A 13597-nucleotide genomic window follows, 5' to 3' on the forward strand; every position below is an offset into this window, starting at 1 on the left:
CCGCAGGCGCACGCCTCGCCACCACCGTCGGAGCCGCAGCCACCCTCGTCTCCACCTTCCTCGCCTGGACATGGACCAGCGAATTCCCCGGCGACCTCACCGTCACCGGCTACCCCGGCGGCCTCCAGATCCTCACCCTCGTCGGAGCCGCAGTCACCCTGCTCTTCGCCGCAGCAGGACACGGCGCCCGAGGACTCCGCTGGCTCAACCCCGCAGGCGGCAACAACGCCCTGCTCCTGATGGCCCTCGGCACCCTCGGCACCACCTGGTTCACCGTCATCGCCATCGCCCAGGAACTCGGCGGCATCGCCAACCTGGAACCCGGCGGCTTCGTCGCTGCCGCGGCCTCGCTCATCACCGTCCTGGCCGCACTCGGACTCCCGCTCCCCCGCGACACCGACGCCACCAGCAGCAGAGCCAAGAAGGCATTCGCCCCCGTCTTCGGCACCGGCGGAACACCCCTCGGCCGCCCCAAGACGCTCCCCTCCTGGGCCGAAATCCTCATCATCGCCGGTGCGTTCGCCGCAGGCCTCTTCATCGCCTCGTACGGCATCAAGGCCACCAGCGAACTCTTCATCGGCTTCCTGATCCTCGCCGCGTTCGGCGTCGCCACGCTCTCCCGGTCAGGCCTCAGCAGCCGGCTCAGCGCACTCACCACGAAGTACCGCAAGGTCACCGTCCTCGCGGCCTTCGCAGCCGCAGCGGCATTCCCCTTCACCCAGGACACCGACGAGTTCACCCTCCTCGCCGTCTCCATCCTGATCTTCGCCACCGTCGCCCTCGGCCTCAACGTCGTCGTCGGCCTCGCCGGACTCCTCGACCTCGGATACGTCGCATTCCTCGGCGTCGGCGCCTACACCGCGGCCCTCGTCTCCGGATCGACCGCATCCACCTTCGGCGTCAGCTTCCCCTTCTGGGCCGCCGCCCTCACCGGCGCCGCCGCCTCCCTCATCTTCGGCGTCCTCATCGGCGCACCCACCCTCCGCCTCCGCGGCGACTACCTCGCCATCGTCACCCTCGGCTTCGGAGAGATCTTCCGCATCGCCATGGGCAACCTGGACGGCACCTCGGGCCCCAACATCACCAACGGCCCCAACGGCATCCCGAACATCCCCGACCTCAAAATGTTCGGATACGACTTCGGGGTCGAACACAGCATCGGCGGCTTCACCCTCGGCTCGTACGCCAACTACTTCTGGCTGATGCTGATCTGCACCGCCCTCGTCGTCACCATCTTCGCCCGCGCAGGCAACTCCCGCATCGGCCGCGCCTGGGTCGCCATCCGCGAGGACGAGACCGCCGCCACCGCCATGGGCATCAACGGCTTCCGCGTCAAACTCATCGCCTTCGCCCTCGGCGCCACCCTCGCCGGCCTCGCCGGCACCGTGCAGGCACACGTACAGCACACCGTCGTCCCCGAGATGTACGTCTTCGCAGGCCCGGTCCCGCCCAGCTCCGCATTCCTCCTCGCCGCCGTCATCCTCGGCGGCATGGGCACCATCACCGGACCCCTCCTCGGCGCCACACTGCTCTACGTCATCCCCACCAAGCTGCAGTTCCTCAACGACTACCAGCTGCTCTTCTTCGGGCTCGCACTCATCCTCCTGATGCGCTTCCGTCCCGAAGGAGTCGTCGCCAACAAGCGACAGCAGCTCGAATACCACGAGACCGACCAACTCGCCGTCCCCGAACAGCGACTCGGCGAGAACACCGTCGGCGTCACCAAAGCAGGGGCGTGAGAACCGACATGACCACCGACACCACCACCGGCGCCCCCGTACTGGAGGCCACCGGAGTCACCATGCGCTTCGGCGGACTCACCGCCGTACGCAACGTCGACTTCACCGTCAACAGCGGAGAGATCGTCGGCCTCATCGGCCCCAACGGCGCAGGCAAGACCACCTTCTTCAACTGCCTCACCGGCCTCTACGTACCCACCGAGGGCACCGTCCGCTACAAGGGCACCGTCCTCCCCTCAAAGCCCCACCTCGTCACCAAAGCCGGCATGGCGCGCACCTTCCAGAACATCAGGCTCTTCGCCAACATGACCGTCCTGGAAAACGTCCTCGTCGGCCGCCACACCCGCACCAAGGAAGGCCTCTGGTCGGCCCTCCTGCGCGGCCCCGGCTTCAAAAAGGCCGAAGCCGCCTCCCACGAACGCGCCATGGAACTCCTGGAGTTCACCGGCCTCGCCGAGAAAGCCGACCACCTCGCGCGCAACCTCCCCTACGGAGAACAGCGCAAGCTGGAAATCGCCCGCGCACTCGCCAGCGAACCCGGCCTCCTGCTCCTCGACGAGCCCACCGCCGGCATGAACCCCCAAGAGACCCGCGCCACCGAAGAGCTGATCTTCGCGGTACGGGACCAGGGCATCGCCGTCCTCGTCATCGAGCACGACATGCGCTTCATCTTCAACCTCTGCGACCGCGTCGCCTGCCTCGTACAAGGCGAAAAACTCGTCGAAGGCACATCAGATGTGGTGCAGAGCGACGAACGCGTCATCGCCGCCTACCTCGGCACACCCTTCGAAGGCGCCCCCGAAGACAGCGCACTCGCCGACGTCGAAGCCGCCGAAGCAGCGCAGAGCACCACCAGCACCGAAGGAGACACCAAGTGACCGCTCTCCTCGAAGTCGAGGACCTCCGGGTCGCCTACGGCAAGATCGAAGCCGTAAAGGGCATCTCCTTCACCGTCGAAGCCGGCCAGGTCGTCACCCTCATCGGCACCAACGGCGCAGGCAAGACCACCACCCTGCGCACCCTCTCAGGCCTCCTCAAGCCCACCAGCGGCAAGATCACCTTCGAGGGCAAACCGCTCACCGGCATCCCCGCCCACAAGATCGTCGCGCTCGGTCTCGCCCACTCCCCCGAAGGCAGGCACATCTTCCCGCGCCTGACCATCGCGGAAAACCTCCAGCTCGGCGCGTTCCTCCGCACCGACAAAGCGGCCATCGCCAAGGACATCCAGCGCGCCTACGACCTCTTCCCCATCCTCGGGGAACGCAGGAAGCAGGCCTCGGGCACCCTCTCCGGCGGCGAGCAGCAGATGCTCGCCATGGGCCGCGCCCTGATGTCCCAGCCCAAGCTGCTCATGCTCGACGAGCCCTCCATGGGACTCTCCCCGATCATGATGCAGAAGATCATGCAGACCATCGTCGAGCTCAAGGCCCAGGGCACGACGATCCTCCTCGTCGAGCAGAACGCCCAGGCGGCGCTGTCGCTCGCCGACCACGGTTACGTGATGGAGATCGGCAAGATCTCCCTCACCGGCACCGGCCAGGACCTGCTGCACGACGAGTCCGTCCGCAAGGCGTACCTCGGCGAGGACTGACCCTCCTCCGGTACGCCGAAGGGCCCGCACCGTGTCACACGGTGCGGGCCCTTCGCCTTGCCTACTCGCCCTTCGCGGCCTTCTTCTCCTCGGCGTCCTCGATGACCGCCTCGGCGACCTGCTGCATCGAGAGGCGCCGGTCCATCGACGTCTTCTGGATCCAGCGGAACGCGGCCGGCTCGGTCAGTCCGTACTGCGTCTGCAGGATCGACTTCGCCCGGTCCACGAGCTTGCGCGTCTCCAGGCGAAGCGTGAGGTCCGCGACCTCGGTCTCCAGCGCCTTCAGCTCCGAGAACCGCGACACCGCCATCTCGATGGCGGGCACGACGTCGCTCTTGGAGAAGGGCTTCACGAGGTACGCCATCGCCCCGGCGTCCCGCGCCCGCTCCACGAGGTCGCGCTGCGAGAACGCGGTGAGCATCAGCACGGGGGCGATGGACTCCTCCGTGATCTTCTCGGCGGCGGAGATCCCGTCCAGGATGGGCATCTTCACGTCGAGGATGACGAGGTCGGGCTTGTGCTCCCGGGCGAGCTCGACGGCGGTCTGGCCGTCACCGGCCTCACCGACGACCGCGTAGCCCTCTTCTTCGAGCATCTCTTTGAGGTCGAGGCGGATGAGGGCCTCGTCCTCGGCGATGACGACACGGGTCGTCAGCGGCGGGACGTGCGACTTGTCATCGTCGTCGGCGACGGGCTGGGGCGACTCGGGGGCGGTCACGGGGACTCCTCGTTGCGGGGCATGCGCTGCCCCATGAGCCTACCTAGAGGCGGGGGCGCACAGTGACCCGGTACACTTCCGATCAGCACCGAGCCGGGTTGGTGAAATGGTAAACACGGAGGTCTCAAACACCTCTGCCTGAAAGGGCTTGCGGGTTCGATTCCCGCACCCGGTACCCCTTGAATGTGTGCAGAGTCACACTCTGGCGATCTCACCTTGTGGGATGCGGCCAACACGCACCGTTGACGTATGAACTTTCACGGCTCAGAGGTGCGCCAGAGAGCCCTCGCCCTGCTACGCGACGGGGCTAAGAATGCCGACGTCGCACGCGAGCTGAACGTGCCTACAGGAACCGTCGGCTACTGGCTGCACGTGGAACGATCCAAGCGCGGCGAGTGCCCCGGGAGGCACAATCCGAGATGTCCACGATGCGACGGCGTCGCGTTCGACGAGCGTGCCTACGCATACCTGCTGGGCCTCTACCTGGGCGACGGGCACATAAGCCTGTACTCCCAGCACCGTTCACCCAGCCTCATGATCACCCTCGACGATTCATGGCCCGGCATCCAGGACGAGGCCGAGTCGGCAATGCGCGCGGTACTCCCGGAGAACGCCACGTGCCGGGTCCGCAAGACGGGCTGCCACAACATCAAGGTCTACTCGAAACACCTGTACTGCCTGTTCCCTCAGCACGGTCCAGGGAGAAAGCACGAGCGCCCCATCGTCCTCGAACCGTGGCAGCAGGACATCGTGGACGCGCACCCCTGGGGCTTCATCCGCGGGCTCGTCCACTCCGACGGGTGCCGGAACATGAACTGGACCACCCGCATCGTGGGCGGCGAACGCAAGCGGTACGAATACCCCCGCTACTGGTTCACCAACGTCTCCGTCGACATCCTGAAGCTCTACACGGACACCCTCGACAAGCTCGGCATCCAGTGGAAGCCCTGCACCCGGTACGGGAAGCCGTACAACATCTCTGTCGCCCGCCGCGAGTCCGTCGCGCTGATGGACCTACACGTGGGACCCAAGTACTGACCGGGCAATGTGACACGTCACAACACCCCACCACCCCACCAGGGATGGTCACCAATTCTCCCTGGAAACCTTGACCCATCCGTACCCGCACTGCGACGTTCACTGTCATCCGTGTCGTGATCATCGTCCGAAGAGGTACGCATGAGCCCCATCAACCGCCGTGGCTTCGTCACCGCCGCCGCAGGAGCCGCCGCCGCGGCCGTCGCCGTCAGCCCGGAGGCCTTCGCCGCCGGGAGACCCCACGGCACGGCTGCCGACGGTACAGAGAGCGCGACCGATGGGGACTCCTTGAACTACGACGACACCACCGACTTCACCAACGCCGACAAGGGCTTCATCGCCGCCCTCACCCCCGGCGTCGTGAAGAACGCCGCCGGCAAGGTGGTCTGGGACAATGACGCGTACAGCTTCCTCAAGGGGGACGCGCCGAAGACCGCGAACAAGAGTCTGTGGCGGCAGTCGCAACTCGCCTCCAAGCAGGGGCTGTACAAGGTCACCGACCGGATCTATCAGGTCCGCGGGCTCGACCTCTCGAACATGACGATCGTCGAGGGCGACACCGGCATCATCGTCATCGACCCGCTGATCTCCGCCGAGACAGCCGCCGCCGCGCTGAAGCTGTACCGCGACAACCGGGGCGACAAAAAGGTCACCGCGCTGATCTACACACACCCGCACGCGGACCACTTCGGCGGCGCCTTCGGCGTGCTGCCCAACGGTGCGGGCGATGTGCCGGTGATCGCGCCGGACGGGTTCCTGGACCACGCCGTGTCGGAGAACGTGTACGCGGGAACGGCGATGACGCGTCGCGCCTCGTACATGTACGGCGCCCAGCTGCCCAAGTCGGCTGCGGGGCAGATCGGTTGCGGTCTCGGGCAGACCGTGTCGGTCGGCACGGTGGGGCTGATCGCGCCGACGAAGAGCATCAGCGCCACCGGTCAGGTGGAGACGTTCGACGGCGTGCGGATCGAGTTCCAGATGACGCCGGGCACCGAGGCTCCGGCGGAGATGAACTTCCTGTTCCCGGATCTGCGTGCGGTGTGCATGGCGGAGAACGCGACGCACACCATGCACAACATCATCACGTTGCGCGGCGCCGAGGTGCGGGACGCCCGCGAGTGGTCGCACTATCTCAACGAGTCGATCGAGCGCTTCGACGGCCGGGTCGACGTGGCGTTCGCCTCGCACCACTGGCCGACGTGGGGCGGTGCGGAGATCACGTCTCTGCTGACGCAGCAGCGGGATCTGTACGCGTACATGCACGATCAGACGCTGCGGATGATGAACCTCGGGATGACGGGCGCGGAGATCGCCGAGGAGATCACATTGCCGCCGGCGCTGGAGGGGTGGGCGAACCGTGGGTACTACGGGTCGCTGTCGCACAATGTGAAGGGGATCTATCAGCGGTACATGGGCTGGTTCGATGCCAATCCGGCGCATCTGTGGGAGCACCCGCCGGTGGAGGAGTCGAAGCGGTACGTACGGGCGATCGGTGGACGCGGGGCGACGGTGGCGCGGGCGTTGCAGTGTGTGCACGAGGGTGATCTTCGGTTCGCCGCAACGTTGTTGAACCATGTGGTGTTCGCGGATCCCTCGTACACGCGGGCCAAGTCGGAGTTGGCGAAGGTGTACACGCGGCTGGGGCAGGCGACGGAGAACGCGGTGTGGCGCAACTTCTATCTGGCGGGTGCGATGGAGTTGACCGAGGGTGTGAAGCCTGTCTCGACGAGTACGAGCAGTCCGACGATGCTGATGGCGCTGACGGTGGATCAGTTGATCGACTCGGTGGCGATCAAGATCAATGGTCCGAAGGCCTGGGATCTGAAGGTCGTGATGGACTGGAGTTTCCCTGCGTTGGGGAAGATCTGGCATCTGACGCTGCAGAACGGGGTGTTGACGTACCGCAGTGATGCGGTGGCGGATCCTTCTGCCGGTGTGACGTTGACGATGACCAAGCCGCAGTTGCTGTCGTTGCTGGGTGGCAATGGGCTCGGGGACATCAAGGTCGCCGGTGATGTGTCGTTGTTGCAGCGGATGTTGGCTGTGGTGGAGAAGCCGGATCCGAATTTCGCGATCGTCACGCCGTAGGGCGGATGCGCGGGCGCAGACGGGGAGGGGCTCCTCCCCGTCTGTGGTGCGGGGTGCTGGGGTTACTTGGGGCTGTCGTCTTCTCCGATGTGGTGTACGCGGACCATGTTGGTGGATCCTGCGACGCCGGGCGGGGAGCCTGCGGTGATGACGACGACGTCGCCCTTCTGGCAGTGGCCGTACTTCAGGAGGAGTTCGTCGACCTGGGCGACCATTTCGTCGGTGGATTCGACGCGGGGGCCGAGGAGGGTTTCGACGCCCCAGGTGAGGTTGAGCTGGGAGCGGGTGGCGGGGTCGGGGGTGAAGGCGAGGAGCGGGATGGGTGAGCGGTAGCGGGAGAGGCGTTTGACGGTGTCGCCGGACTGGGTGAAGGCGACGAGGAATTTGGCGCCGAGGAAGTCGCCCATTTCGGCGGCTGCGCGGGCTACTGCTCCGCCTTGGGTGCGGGGCTTGTTGCGGTCGGTGAGCGGGGGCAGGCCCTTGGCGAGGACGTCTTCTTCTGCCGCTTCTACGATGCGGCCCATGGTGCGGACCGTTTCGATGGGGTATTTGCCGACGCTGGTTTCGCCGGAGAGCATCACGGCGTCTGTGCCGTCGATGACGGCGTTGGCGACGTCGCTTGCTTCGGCGCGGGTGGGGCGGCTGTTTTCGATCATCGATTCGAGCATTTGGGTGGCGACGATGACCGGCTTGGCATTGCGCTTGGCGAGTTTGATGGCGCGCTTCTGAACGATCGGGACGTGTTCGAGGGGCATTTCGACGCCGAGGTCGCCTCGGGCGACCATGATGCCGTCGAATGCGGCGACGATGTCTTCGATGTTCTCGACCGCCTGGGGCTTTTCGACCTTGGCGATGACGGGGAGGTGGCGGCCTTCTTCTTTCATGATGCGGTGGACGTCTTCGATGTCGCGTCCGCTGCGTACGAAGGAGAGGGCGATGATGTCGGCTCCGATGCGCAGCGCCCAGCGCAGGTCGTCGATGTCCTTTTCGGAGAGGGCGGGGACGGAGACGGCTACGCCGGGGAGGTTGAGGCCTTTGTGGTCGGAGACCATGCCGCCTTCGACGACGGTGGTGTGGACGCGGGGTCCGTCGACGGAGGTGACTTCGAGGGCGACTTTGCCGTCGTCGACGAGGATGAGTTCGCCTGCGGTGACGTCGTTGTGGAGGCCTTCGTACGTGGTGCCGCAGCTGTGGCGGTCGCCTTGGGCGTCGGGTTCGACGGTGATGGTGAAGGCGTCGCCGCGTTCAAGGAGTACGGGGCCTTCGGCGAAGCGTCCGAGCCGGATCTTCGGGCCTTGAAGGTCGGCGAGGATTCCGACGCTGCGGCCGGTTTCGTCGGAGGCTTTACGGACGCGCTGGTAGCGCTCCTCGTGCTCAGCGTAAGTACCGTGGCTGAGGTTGAAGCGGGCGATGTCCATTCCGGCTTCGACCAGTGCCTTGATCTGGTCGTATGTGTCGGTGGCGGGGCCCAGGGTACAGACGATCTTTGCTCGGCGCATGGTTCGAGCCTAGGGCTTACCGGTGGGTAGGTAATTGGCTGCGCATGACTACTCAACAACCTTTGCGTGAAAGGTTATTGACAAGTGTTGAATTGTGCGCGGGGGTGCTCTGATGAGCATTCAGGGGCGGGTTCTGGTCAGAGTTTGGGCGGGGTCATCGTGAAGCGTGCGGTGACCTGGGCGTAGACGGTCTGGCGTTGTGGTTCGAGGTCGAGGGCGGGTGCCGAGGTGTCCTCGGCTGCTCCGCCGTAGCCCTTGTGGGCGAAGCCGGCGGGGGCCATGGCCATGGACGAGGTGCGTTCGGCTCCCTGGTCGGCGAGTTCGAGGAGGGCGGCGAGGTCGGAGCCGAGCGCCTGGGCGTATTCGCGGGCCCGGGTGACGGCTTCCTTCACTGCTTGGCGGCGGGCGTCGCCGTGGGCGGGTGAGGTGGGGCGCAGGGACCACCAGGGGCCGTCGACGCGGGTGAGTTCGAGGTCGGCGAGGCGGGTGGTGAGTTCGCCGAGGGCGGTGAAGTCGCTGAGGACGGCGGTGATGTGGACGCGGCCGTGGTAGGCGCGGATGCGTTCGCCGCGGCCGTGGGTGCTGAGTTCGGGGCTGATGGAGAAGGACCCGGATTCCAGTTTTTCGACGGCTTCCCCGTATCCCTTGGTGAGTTCGAGGACGGCGCTGTTGCGCCGGGTGAGGTCTTCGAGTGCCGTGCGGCGGTCTTTGCCGCGGGCGCCGACGGTGATGGTGAGGGTGGCGATCTCGGGGTCGACCTCGAGAGTGGCTTCGCCGCGGACGCTGACGAGGGGGATTTCTGGGGTTCCGGCCATGCGTCCACCTTCGCACCCGGGTAGGACAACTGGCAGTCATCAGATCGAAACCTGTCAGGGGTGTTGCCGTGTGGGGCTGCTGGGTCAGAATCTACGCGCGTTATCTACGCGCGTTGTTCAGTTCAAGAGCCACTCAAGAGGGGGCAAAATGCCGCTTGATCGTAGGACGTTCCTGGGTACGTCGGCCGCTGTGGGTGCGGGTGCGGCAATCGCAGGGGGTACGGCTGTGCCGGCCGAGGCGCACGGGCACGGCCACGGGCGTCCGCCGAAGCGGTACTCCTTCACCGTGATGGGCACCACCGATCTGCACGGGAATGTCTTCAACTGGGACTACTTCACGGACAAGGAGTTCGACGACAAGGCCCACAACGACGTCGGCCTGGCGAAGATCTCCACGCTGGTGGACCAGATCCGCAAGGAGAAGGGTCGCCGCAACACCCTGATGATCGACGCGGGTGACACGATCCAGGGCACGCAGCTCTCGTACTACTACGCCAAGGTCGACCCGATCACGGCGAAGCACGGTCCGGTGCACCCGATGGCGCAGGCGATGAACGCGATCGGGTACGACGCGGCGGCGCTCGGCAACCACGAGTTCAACTACGGCATCCCGGTGCTGCGGAAGTTCGAGGAGCAGTGTGATTTCCCGCTGCTCGGTGCGAACGCGCTGGACGCGAAGACGCTGAAGCCGGCGTTCGCCCCGTACCTCATCAAGAGGGTCCGCACCCCGCACGGCCCGGATGTGAAGGTCGCGGTCCTCGGGCTGACGAACCCGGGCATCGCGATCTGGGACAAGGCCAATGTGAGCGGGAAGATGGTGTTCCCTGGCCTTGAGGAGCAGGCGGCGAAGTGGGTGCCGAAGCTGCGGTCCATGGGTGCGGACGTGGTGATCGTCTCCGCGCACTCGGGGTCGAGCGGCACTTCCTCGTACGGGGACCAGCTGCCGTACATCGAGAACGCGGCGGGTCTGGTGGCCGAGCAGGTGCCGGGCATCGACGCGATTCTTGTGGGGCACGCGCACACGGAGATTCCCGAGTACTTCGTCGAGAACAAGGCGACGGGCAAGCAGGTCGTGCTGTCGGAGCCGCTGAAGTGGGGGCAGCGGCTGACGCTGTTCGACTTCGACCTGGTGTGGGCCAAGGGCCGTTGGACGGTGGAGAAGGTCGGTGCGCAGGTGCTGAACTCCAACACCGTGGCCGAGGACCCGAAGATCACCAAGCTGCTGGTCGACGAGCACAAGAAGGTCGTGGCGTACGTCAACCAGGTCATCGGTACGTCGACGACGGCGATGACGACCGCCGAGGCGGCCTGGAAGGACGAGCCGATCATCGATCTGATCAATGTCGTCCAGGCGGAGACGGTGAAGGCGGCTCTGGCGGGTGGCGAGTACGCGGCGCTGCCGGTGCTCTCGCAGGCGTCGTGTTTCTCGCGCACCGCGCAGATCCCTGCGGGCAGTGTGACGATCAAGGACGCGGCGGGTCTCTACCCGTTCGAGAACACCCTGGAGGCACGGCTCCTGACGGGTGCTCAGCTGAAGGACTATCTGGAGTTCTCGGCGCGGTATTACGTGCAGACGCCGGCGGGTGGCGTGGTGGACACGTCGAAGCTGACGAACGCCGACAACACCCCGGACTACAACTACGACGCGGTCTCCGGGCTGACGTACGAGATCGATGTCGCGAAGGCGGCGGGTGCGCGGATCGTGGGTCTGTCGTTCGAGGGGAAGGCGATCGACCCGGCGGCGCAGTTCGTGCTGGCGGTGAACAACTACCGGGCCAGCGGTGGCGGGAACTTCCCGCACGTCCCGGGTGCGAAGCAGCTGTGGGCCAACTCCGAGGAGATCCGTAACACGATCATCTCGTGGGTGAAGGCGAAGGGTTCGGTCGACGCGGCGGCGTTCGCCTCGGTGGACTGGAAGCTGACGCGGGACGGCGTGCCGGTCTTCTAGCGGGTACGTGGGGGCCTGTCCGGTGGTTCCGGGCAGGCCCCTTTATTCATGTCCGCTCGGCGAGTGGGACCAGGTCCTGGTGGCGCTGGGGCGGCAGGGCCTTCTCGCGGTCGAGGCCGAAGCTGGTGAACGCGGTGCGCCTGGGGAGCGGGTAGGGCTCCCTGCCGGTGAGGGCGTTGAGGATGGTGGCGCTGCGCCAGGCGGCGAGGCCGAGGTCGGGGGCGCCGACGCCGTGGGTGTGGCGTTCCGCGTTCTGTACGTACACCGAACCGGTGACGGAGGCGTCGAGGACCAGGCGGTAGTTCGCGTCGATGCGGGGGCGTTCGGAGGAGTCGCGGCGGATGTACGGGTCGATGCCCGCGAGCATGCCGTCGACGGAGCGTTCGCGGTAGCCGGTGGCCAGGACGACGGCGTCGGTGGTGAGGCGGGAGCGGGTGGACTGCTGGATGTGCTCCAGGTGGAGTTCGACCTTGGTGGCGCCGACGCGGCCCGCGGTGCGTACGGAGACGCCGGGGGTGAGGGTGGCGTCGGGCCAGCCGCCGTGCTGGGTGCGGCGGTAGAGCTCGTCGTGGATGGCGGCGATGGTGTCGGCGTCGATGCCCTTGTGGAGTTGCCACTGCTGGGGGCCGAGCTTGTCGCGTACGCCTTCGGGGAGTTGGTGGAAGTAGCGCGTGTAGTCGGGGGTGAAGTGTTCCAGGCCGAGCTTGGAGTACTCCATGGGGGCGAACGCGTCGGTGCGGGAGAGCCAGGTGAGTCGTTCGCGGCCTGCGGGGCGGGCGCGGAGCAGGTCGAGGAAGACTTCGGCGCCGGACTGTCCTGAGCCGATGACGGTGATGTGTTCGGCTCCGAGGAGGCGCGTGCGGTTCTTGAGGTAGTCCGCGGCGTGGATGACGGGCACGGTGGGTGCTTCGGCGAGGGGCTTGAGGGGTTCGGGGATGTACGGCTCGGTGCCGACGCCGAGGACGAGGTTGCGGGTGTAGGAGCGGCCCAGGGCTTCGGCTTCGCCTTCGGCGTCGAGCTGGGTGAAGTCGACCTCGAACAGGGCGCGTTCGGGGTTCCAGCGGACGGCGTCGACCTGGTGGCCGAAGTGGAGGCCGGTGAGGTTCTCGCTGACCCAGCGGCAGTAGGCGTCGTATTCGGTGCGGTGGATGTGGAAGCGCTCGGCGAAGTAGAAGGGGAAGAGGCGCTCGCGGGCCTTGAGGTAGTTGAGGAAGCTCCAGGGGCTGGCGGGGTCGGCGAGGGTCACCAGGTCGGCGAGGAAGGGGACTTGGAGGGTGGCGCCCTCGATGAGGAGGCCGGGGTGCCAGTGGAAGGCGGGGCGCTGTTCGTAGAAGGCGGCGGCGATGCCGCCGTGTACGCCGTCGGCGAGGGCGGCGAGGGAGAGGTTGAAGGGGCCGATGCCGATGCCCACCAGGTCGTGGGGCTGGTCTTCGGGATTCTCCTTGGCGGTCATCGGGGTGTGCTGCCTTCCAGGAGTTCGAGCAGTGCGTGGAGGTCGCCGGTGGTGGCGTGGGGGTTGAGGAGGGTGGCCTTGAGCCAGAGGCGGCCGTCGGCGGTGCGGGCGCGGCCGAGTACGGCGCGGCCCTCGGTGAGGAGGGTGCGTCGGAGGGCGGCGAGGGTGTCGTCGTCCGCGGTGGTGGGGCGGAAGAGGACGGTGGAGATGGTGGGGTGCGCGTAGAGCTCGAATGCGGGGTGCGCGTGGAGGAGCGCGGCGAGTTCGGCGGCGAGGGCGCAGGTGCGGTCGACGAGGTGGGCGAGGCCGTCGCGGCCCAGCGCGCGGAGGGTGACGGCGATCTTGAGGACGTCGGGGCGTCTGGTGGTACGGAGGGAGCGGCCGAGGAGGTCGGGGAGGCCGGCTTCGGTGTCGTCGTCCGCGTTGAGGTAGTCGGCGGTGTGGTTGAGGGCGTGCAGGCGGGTGGGGTCCGCGACGGCGATGAGCCCTGCGGCGGCGGGCTGCCAGCCGAGTTTGTGGAGGTCGAGGGTGACGGAGTGGGCGCGCTCGATGCCGGTGAGTTTGGTGCGGTGTGCGGGGCTGAAGAGGAGCGGGCCGCCGTATGCGGCGTCGATGTGGAGTTCGGCGCCGTGGGTTTCGCAGAGGTCGGCGATCTCGGGGATCGGGTCGATCTGGCCGGTGTCGGTGGTGCCCGCGGTGGCGACGACG

At 66.8% G+C, this 13597-nt stretch carries 11 protein-coding genes and 1 tRNA gene; 7 read left to right on the forward strand and 5 right to left on the reverse strand.

What is annotated here, in order from left to right; translation table 11 throughout:
• The 3 genes from J0695_RS32550 to J0695_RS32560 form a co-directional block, all read left to right on the forward strand.
• The coding region (locus J0695_RS32550; protein WP_206968246.1) for a branched-chain amino acid ABC transporter permease at window positions 1-1739 on the forward strand (1739 nt) is incomplete at its 5' end.
• A gap of 8 nt (window positions 1740-1747) precedes the next feature.
• Complete coding sequence (locus J0695_RS32555) at window positions 1748-2617, forward strand: ABC transporter ATP-binding protein (protein ID WP_206968248.1); 870 nt, start codon at window positions 1748-1750, stop codon at window positions 2615-2617.
• Entirely contained in the window at window positions 2614-3330 is a 717-nt protein-coding gene (locus tag J0695_RS32560; RefSeq protein ID WP_206968249.1) for an ABC transporter ATP-binding protein, read from the forward strand. The genes J0695_RS32555 and J0695_RS32560 overlap by 4 nt, the downstream gene beginning before the upstream one ends.
• Window positions 3331-3391: 61 nt before the next feature.
• Here the strand turns inward: J0695_RS32560 and J0695_RS32565 are convergent, their stop codons facing one another.
• Entirely contained in the window at window positions 3392-4048 is a 657-nt protein-coding gene (locus tag J0695_RS32565; protein ID WP_206968252.1) for an ANTAR domain-containing response regulator, read from the reverse strand.
• A gap of 92 nt (window positions 4049-4140) precedes the next feature.
• Here J0695_RS32565 and J0695_RS32570 point away from each other — a divergent pair.
• The 3 genes from J0695_RS32570 to J0695_RS32580 all read left to right on the forward strand — a co-directional run bounded on the left by J0695_RS32570 (window position 4141) and on the right by J0695_RS32580 (window position 7174).
• A tRNA-Leu gene (locus tag J0695_RS32570) sits at window positions 4141-4223 on the forward strand.
• Window positions 4224-4297: 74 nt separating this feature from the next.
• Window positions 4298-5086, forward strand: a complete 789-nt coding sequence (locus J0695_RS32575) for a helix-turn-helix domain-containing protein (protein WP_206968254.1) — start codon at window positions 4298-4300, stop codon at window positions 5084-5086.
• Window positions 5087-5227: 141 nt separating this feature from the next.
• Window positions 5228-7174: an alkyl/aryl-sulfatase gene (locus J0695_RS32580; RefSeq protein WP_206968257.1), complete on the forward strand. Its 1947-nt coding sequence runs from the start codon at window positions 5228-5230 to the stop codon at window positions 7172-7174.
• Window positions 7175-7236: 62 nt separating this feature from the next.
• Here the strand turns inward: J0695_RS32580 and pyk are convergent, their stop codons facing one another.
• A complete protein-coding gene (gene pyk, locus J0695_RS32585; RefSeq protein WP_206968259.1) occupies window positions 7237-8673 on the reverse strand; it encodes a pyruvate kinase in 1437 nt (478 codons plus the stop codon).
• Window positions 8674-8810: 137 nt separating this feature from the next.
• Entirely contained in the window at window positions 8811-9488 is a 678-nt protein-coding gene (locus tag J0695_RS32590; RefSeq protein WP_206968261.1) for an SIMPL domain-containing protein, read from the reverse strand.
• A gap of 148 nt (window positions 9489-9636) precedes the next feature.
• On the opposite strand from J0695_RS32590, the gene J0695_RS32595 reads away from it, so the two are divergent.
• On the forward strand, window positions 9637-11436 hold the full coding sequence (locus tag J0695_RS32595) for a bifunctional metallophosphatase/5'-nucleotidase (RefSeq protein WP_206968263.1): 1800 nt from the start codon (window positions 9637-9639) through the stop codon (window positions 11434-11436).
• Between the two features lie 46 nt (window positions 11437-11482).
• Here the strand turns inward: J0695_RS32595 and J0695_RS32600 are convergent, their stop codons facing one another.
• The gene (locus tag J0695_RS32600) at window positions 11483-12889 is read right to left on the reverse strand and encodes a lysine N(6)-hydroxylase/L-ornithine N(5)-oxygenase family protein (protein WP_206968265.1); all 1407 of its coding nucleotides are present in this window, start codon (window positions 12887-12889) and stop codon (window positions 11483-11485) included.
• On the reverse strand, window positions 12886-13597 hold a 712-nt coding region (locus J0695_RS32605), incomplete at its 5' end, for a pyridoxal phosphate-dependent decarboxylase family protein (protein WP_242553488.1). The genes J0695_RS32600 and J0695_RS32605, both read right to left, overlap by 4 nt.

The sequence above is a fragment of the Streptomyces beijiangensis genome, from assembly GCF_017315755.1.
Taxonomy (GTDB): domain Bacteria; phylum Actinomycetota; class Actinomycetes; order Streptomycetales; family Streptomycetaceae; genus Streptomyces; species Streptomyces beijiangensis.

Excerpts from the sequence above, each read along its gene's own strand:
- J0695_RS32555 (WP_206968248.1), top strand. The coding sequence starts at position 1,748 with ATGACCACCGACACCACCACCGGCGCCCCCGTACTGGAGGCCACCGGA.
- J0695_RS32575 (WP_206968254.1), top strand. The coding sequence starts at position 4,298 with ATGAACTTTCACGGCTCAGAGGTGCGCCAGAGAGCCCTCGCCCTGCTA.
- J0695_RS32580 (WP_206968257.1), top strand. The coding sequence starts at position 5,228 with ATGAGCCCCATCAACCGCCGTGGCTTCGTCACCGCCGCCGCAGGAGCC.
- pyk (WP_206968259.1), bottom strand. The coding sequence starts at position 8,673 with ATGCGCCGAGCAAAGATCGTCTGTACCCTGGGCCCCGCCACCGACACA.
- J0695_RS32590 (WP_206968261.1), bottom strand. The coding sequence starts at position 9,488 with ATGGCCGGAACCCCAGAAATCCCCCTCGTCAGCGTCCGCGGCGAAGCC.
- J0695_RS32595 (WP_206968263.1), top strand. The coding sequence starts at position 9,637 with ATGCCGCTTGATCGTAGGACGTTCCTGGGTACGTCGGCCGCTGTGGGT.
- J0695_RS32600 (WP_206968265.1), bottom strand. The coding sequence starts at position 12,889 with ATGACCGCCAAGGAGAATCCCGAAGACCAGCCCCACGACCTGGTGGGC.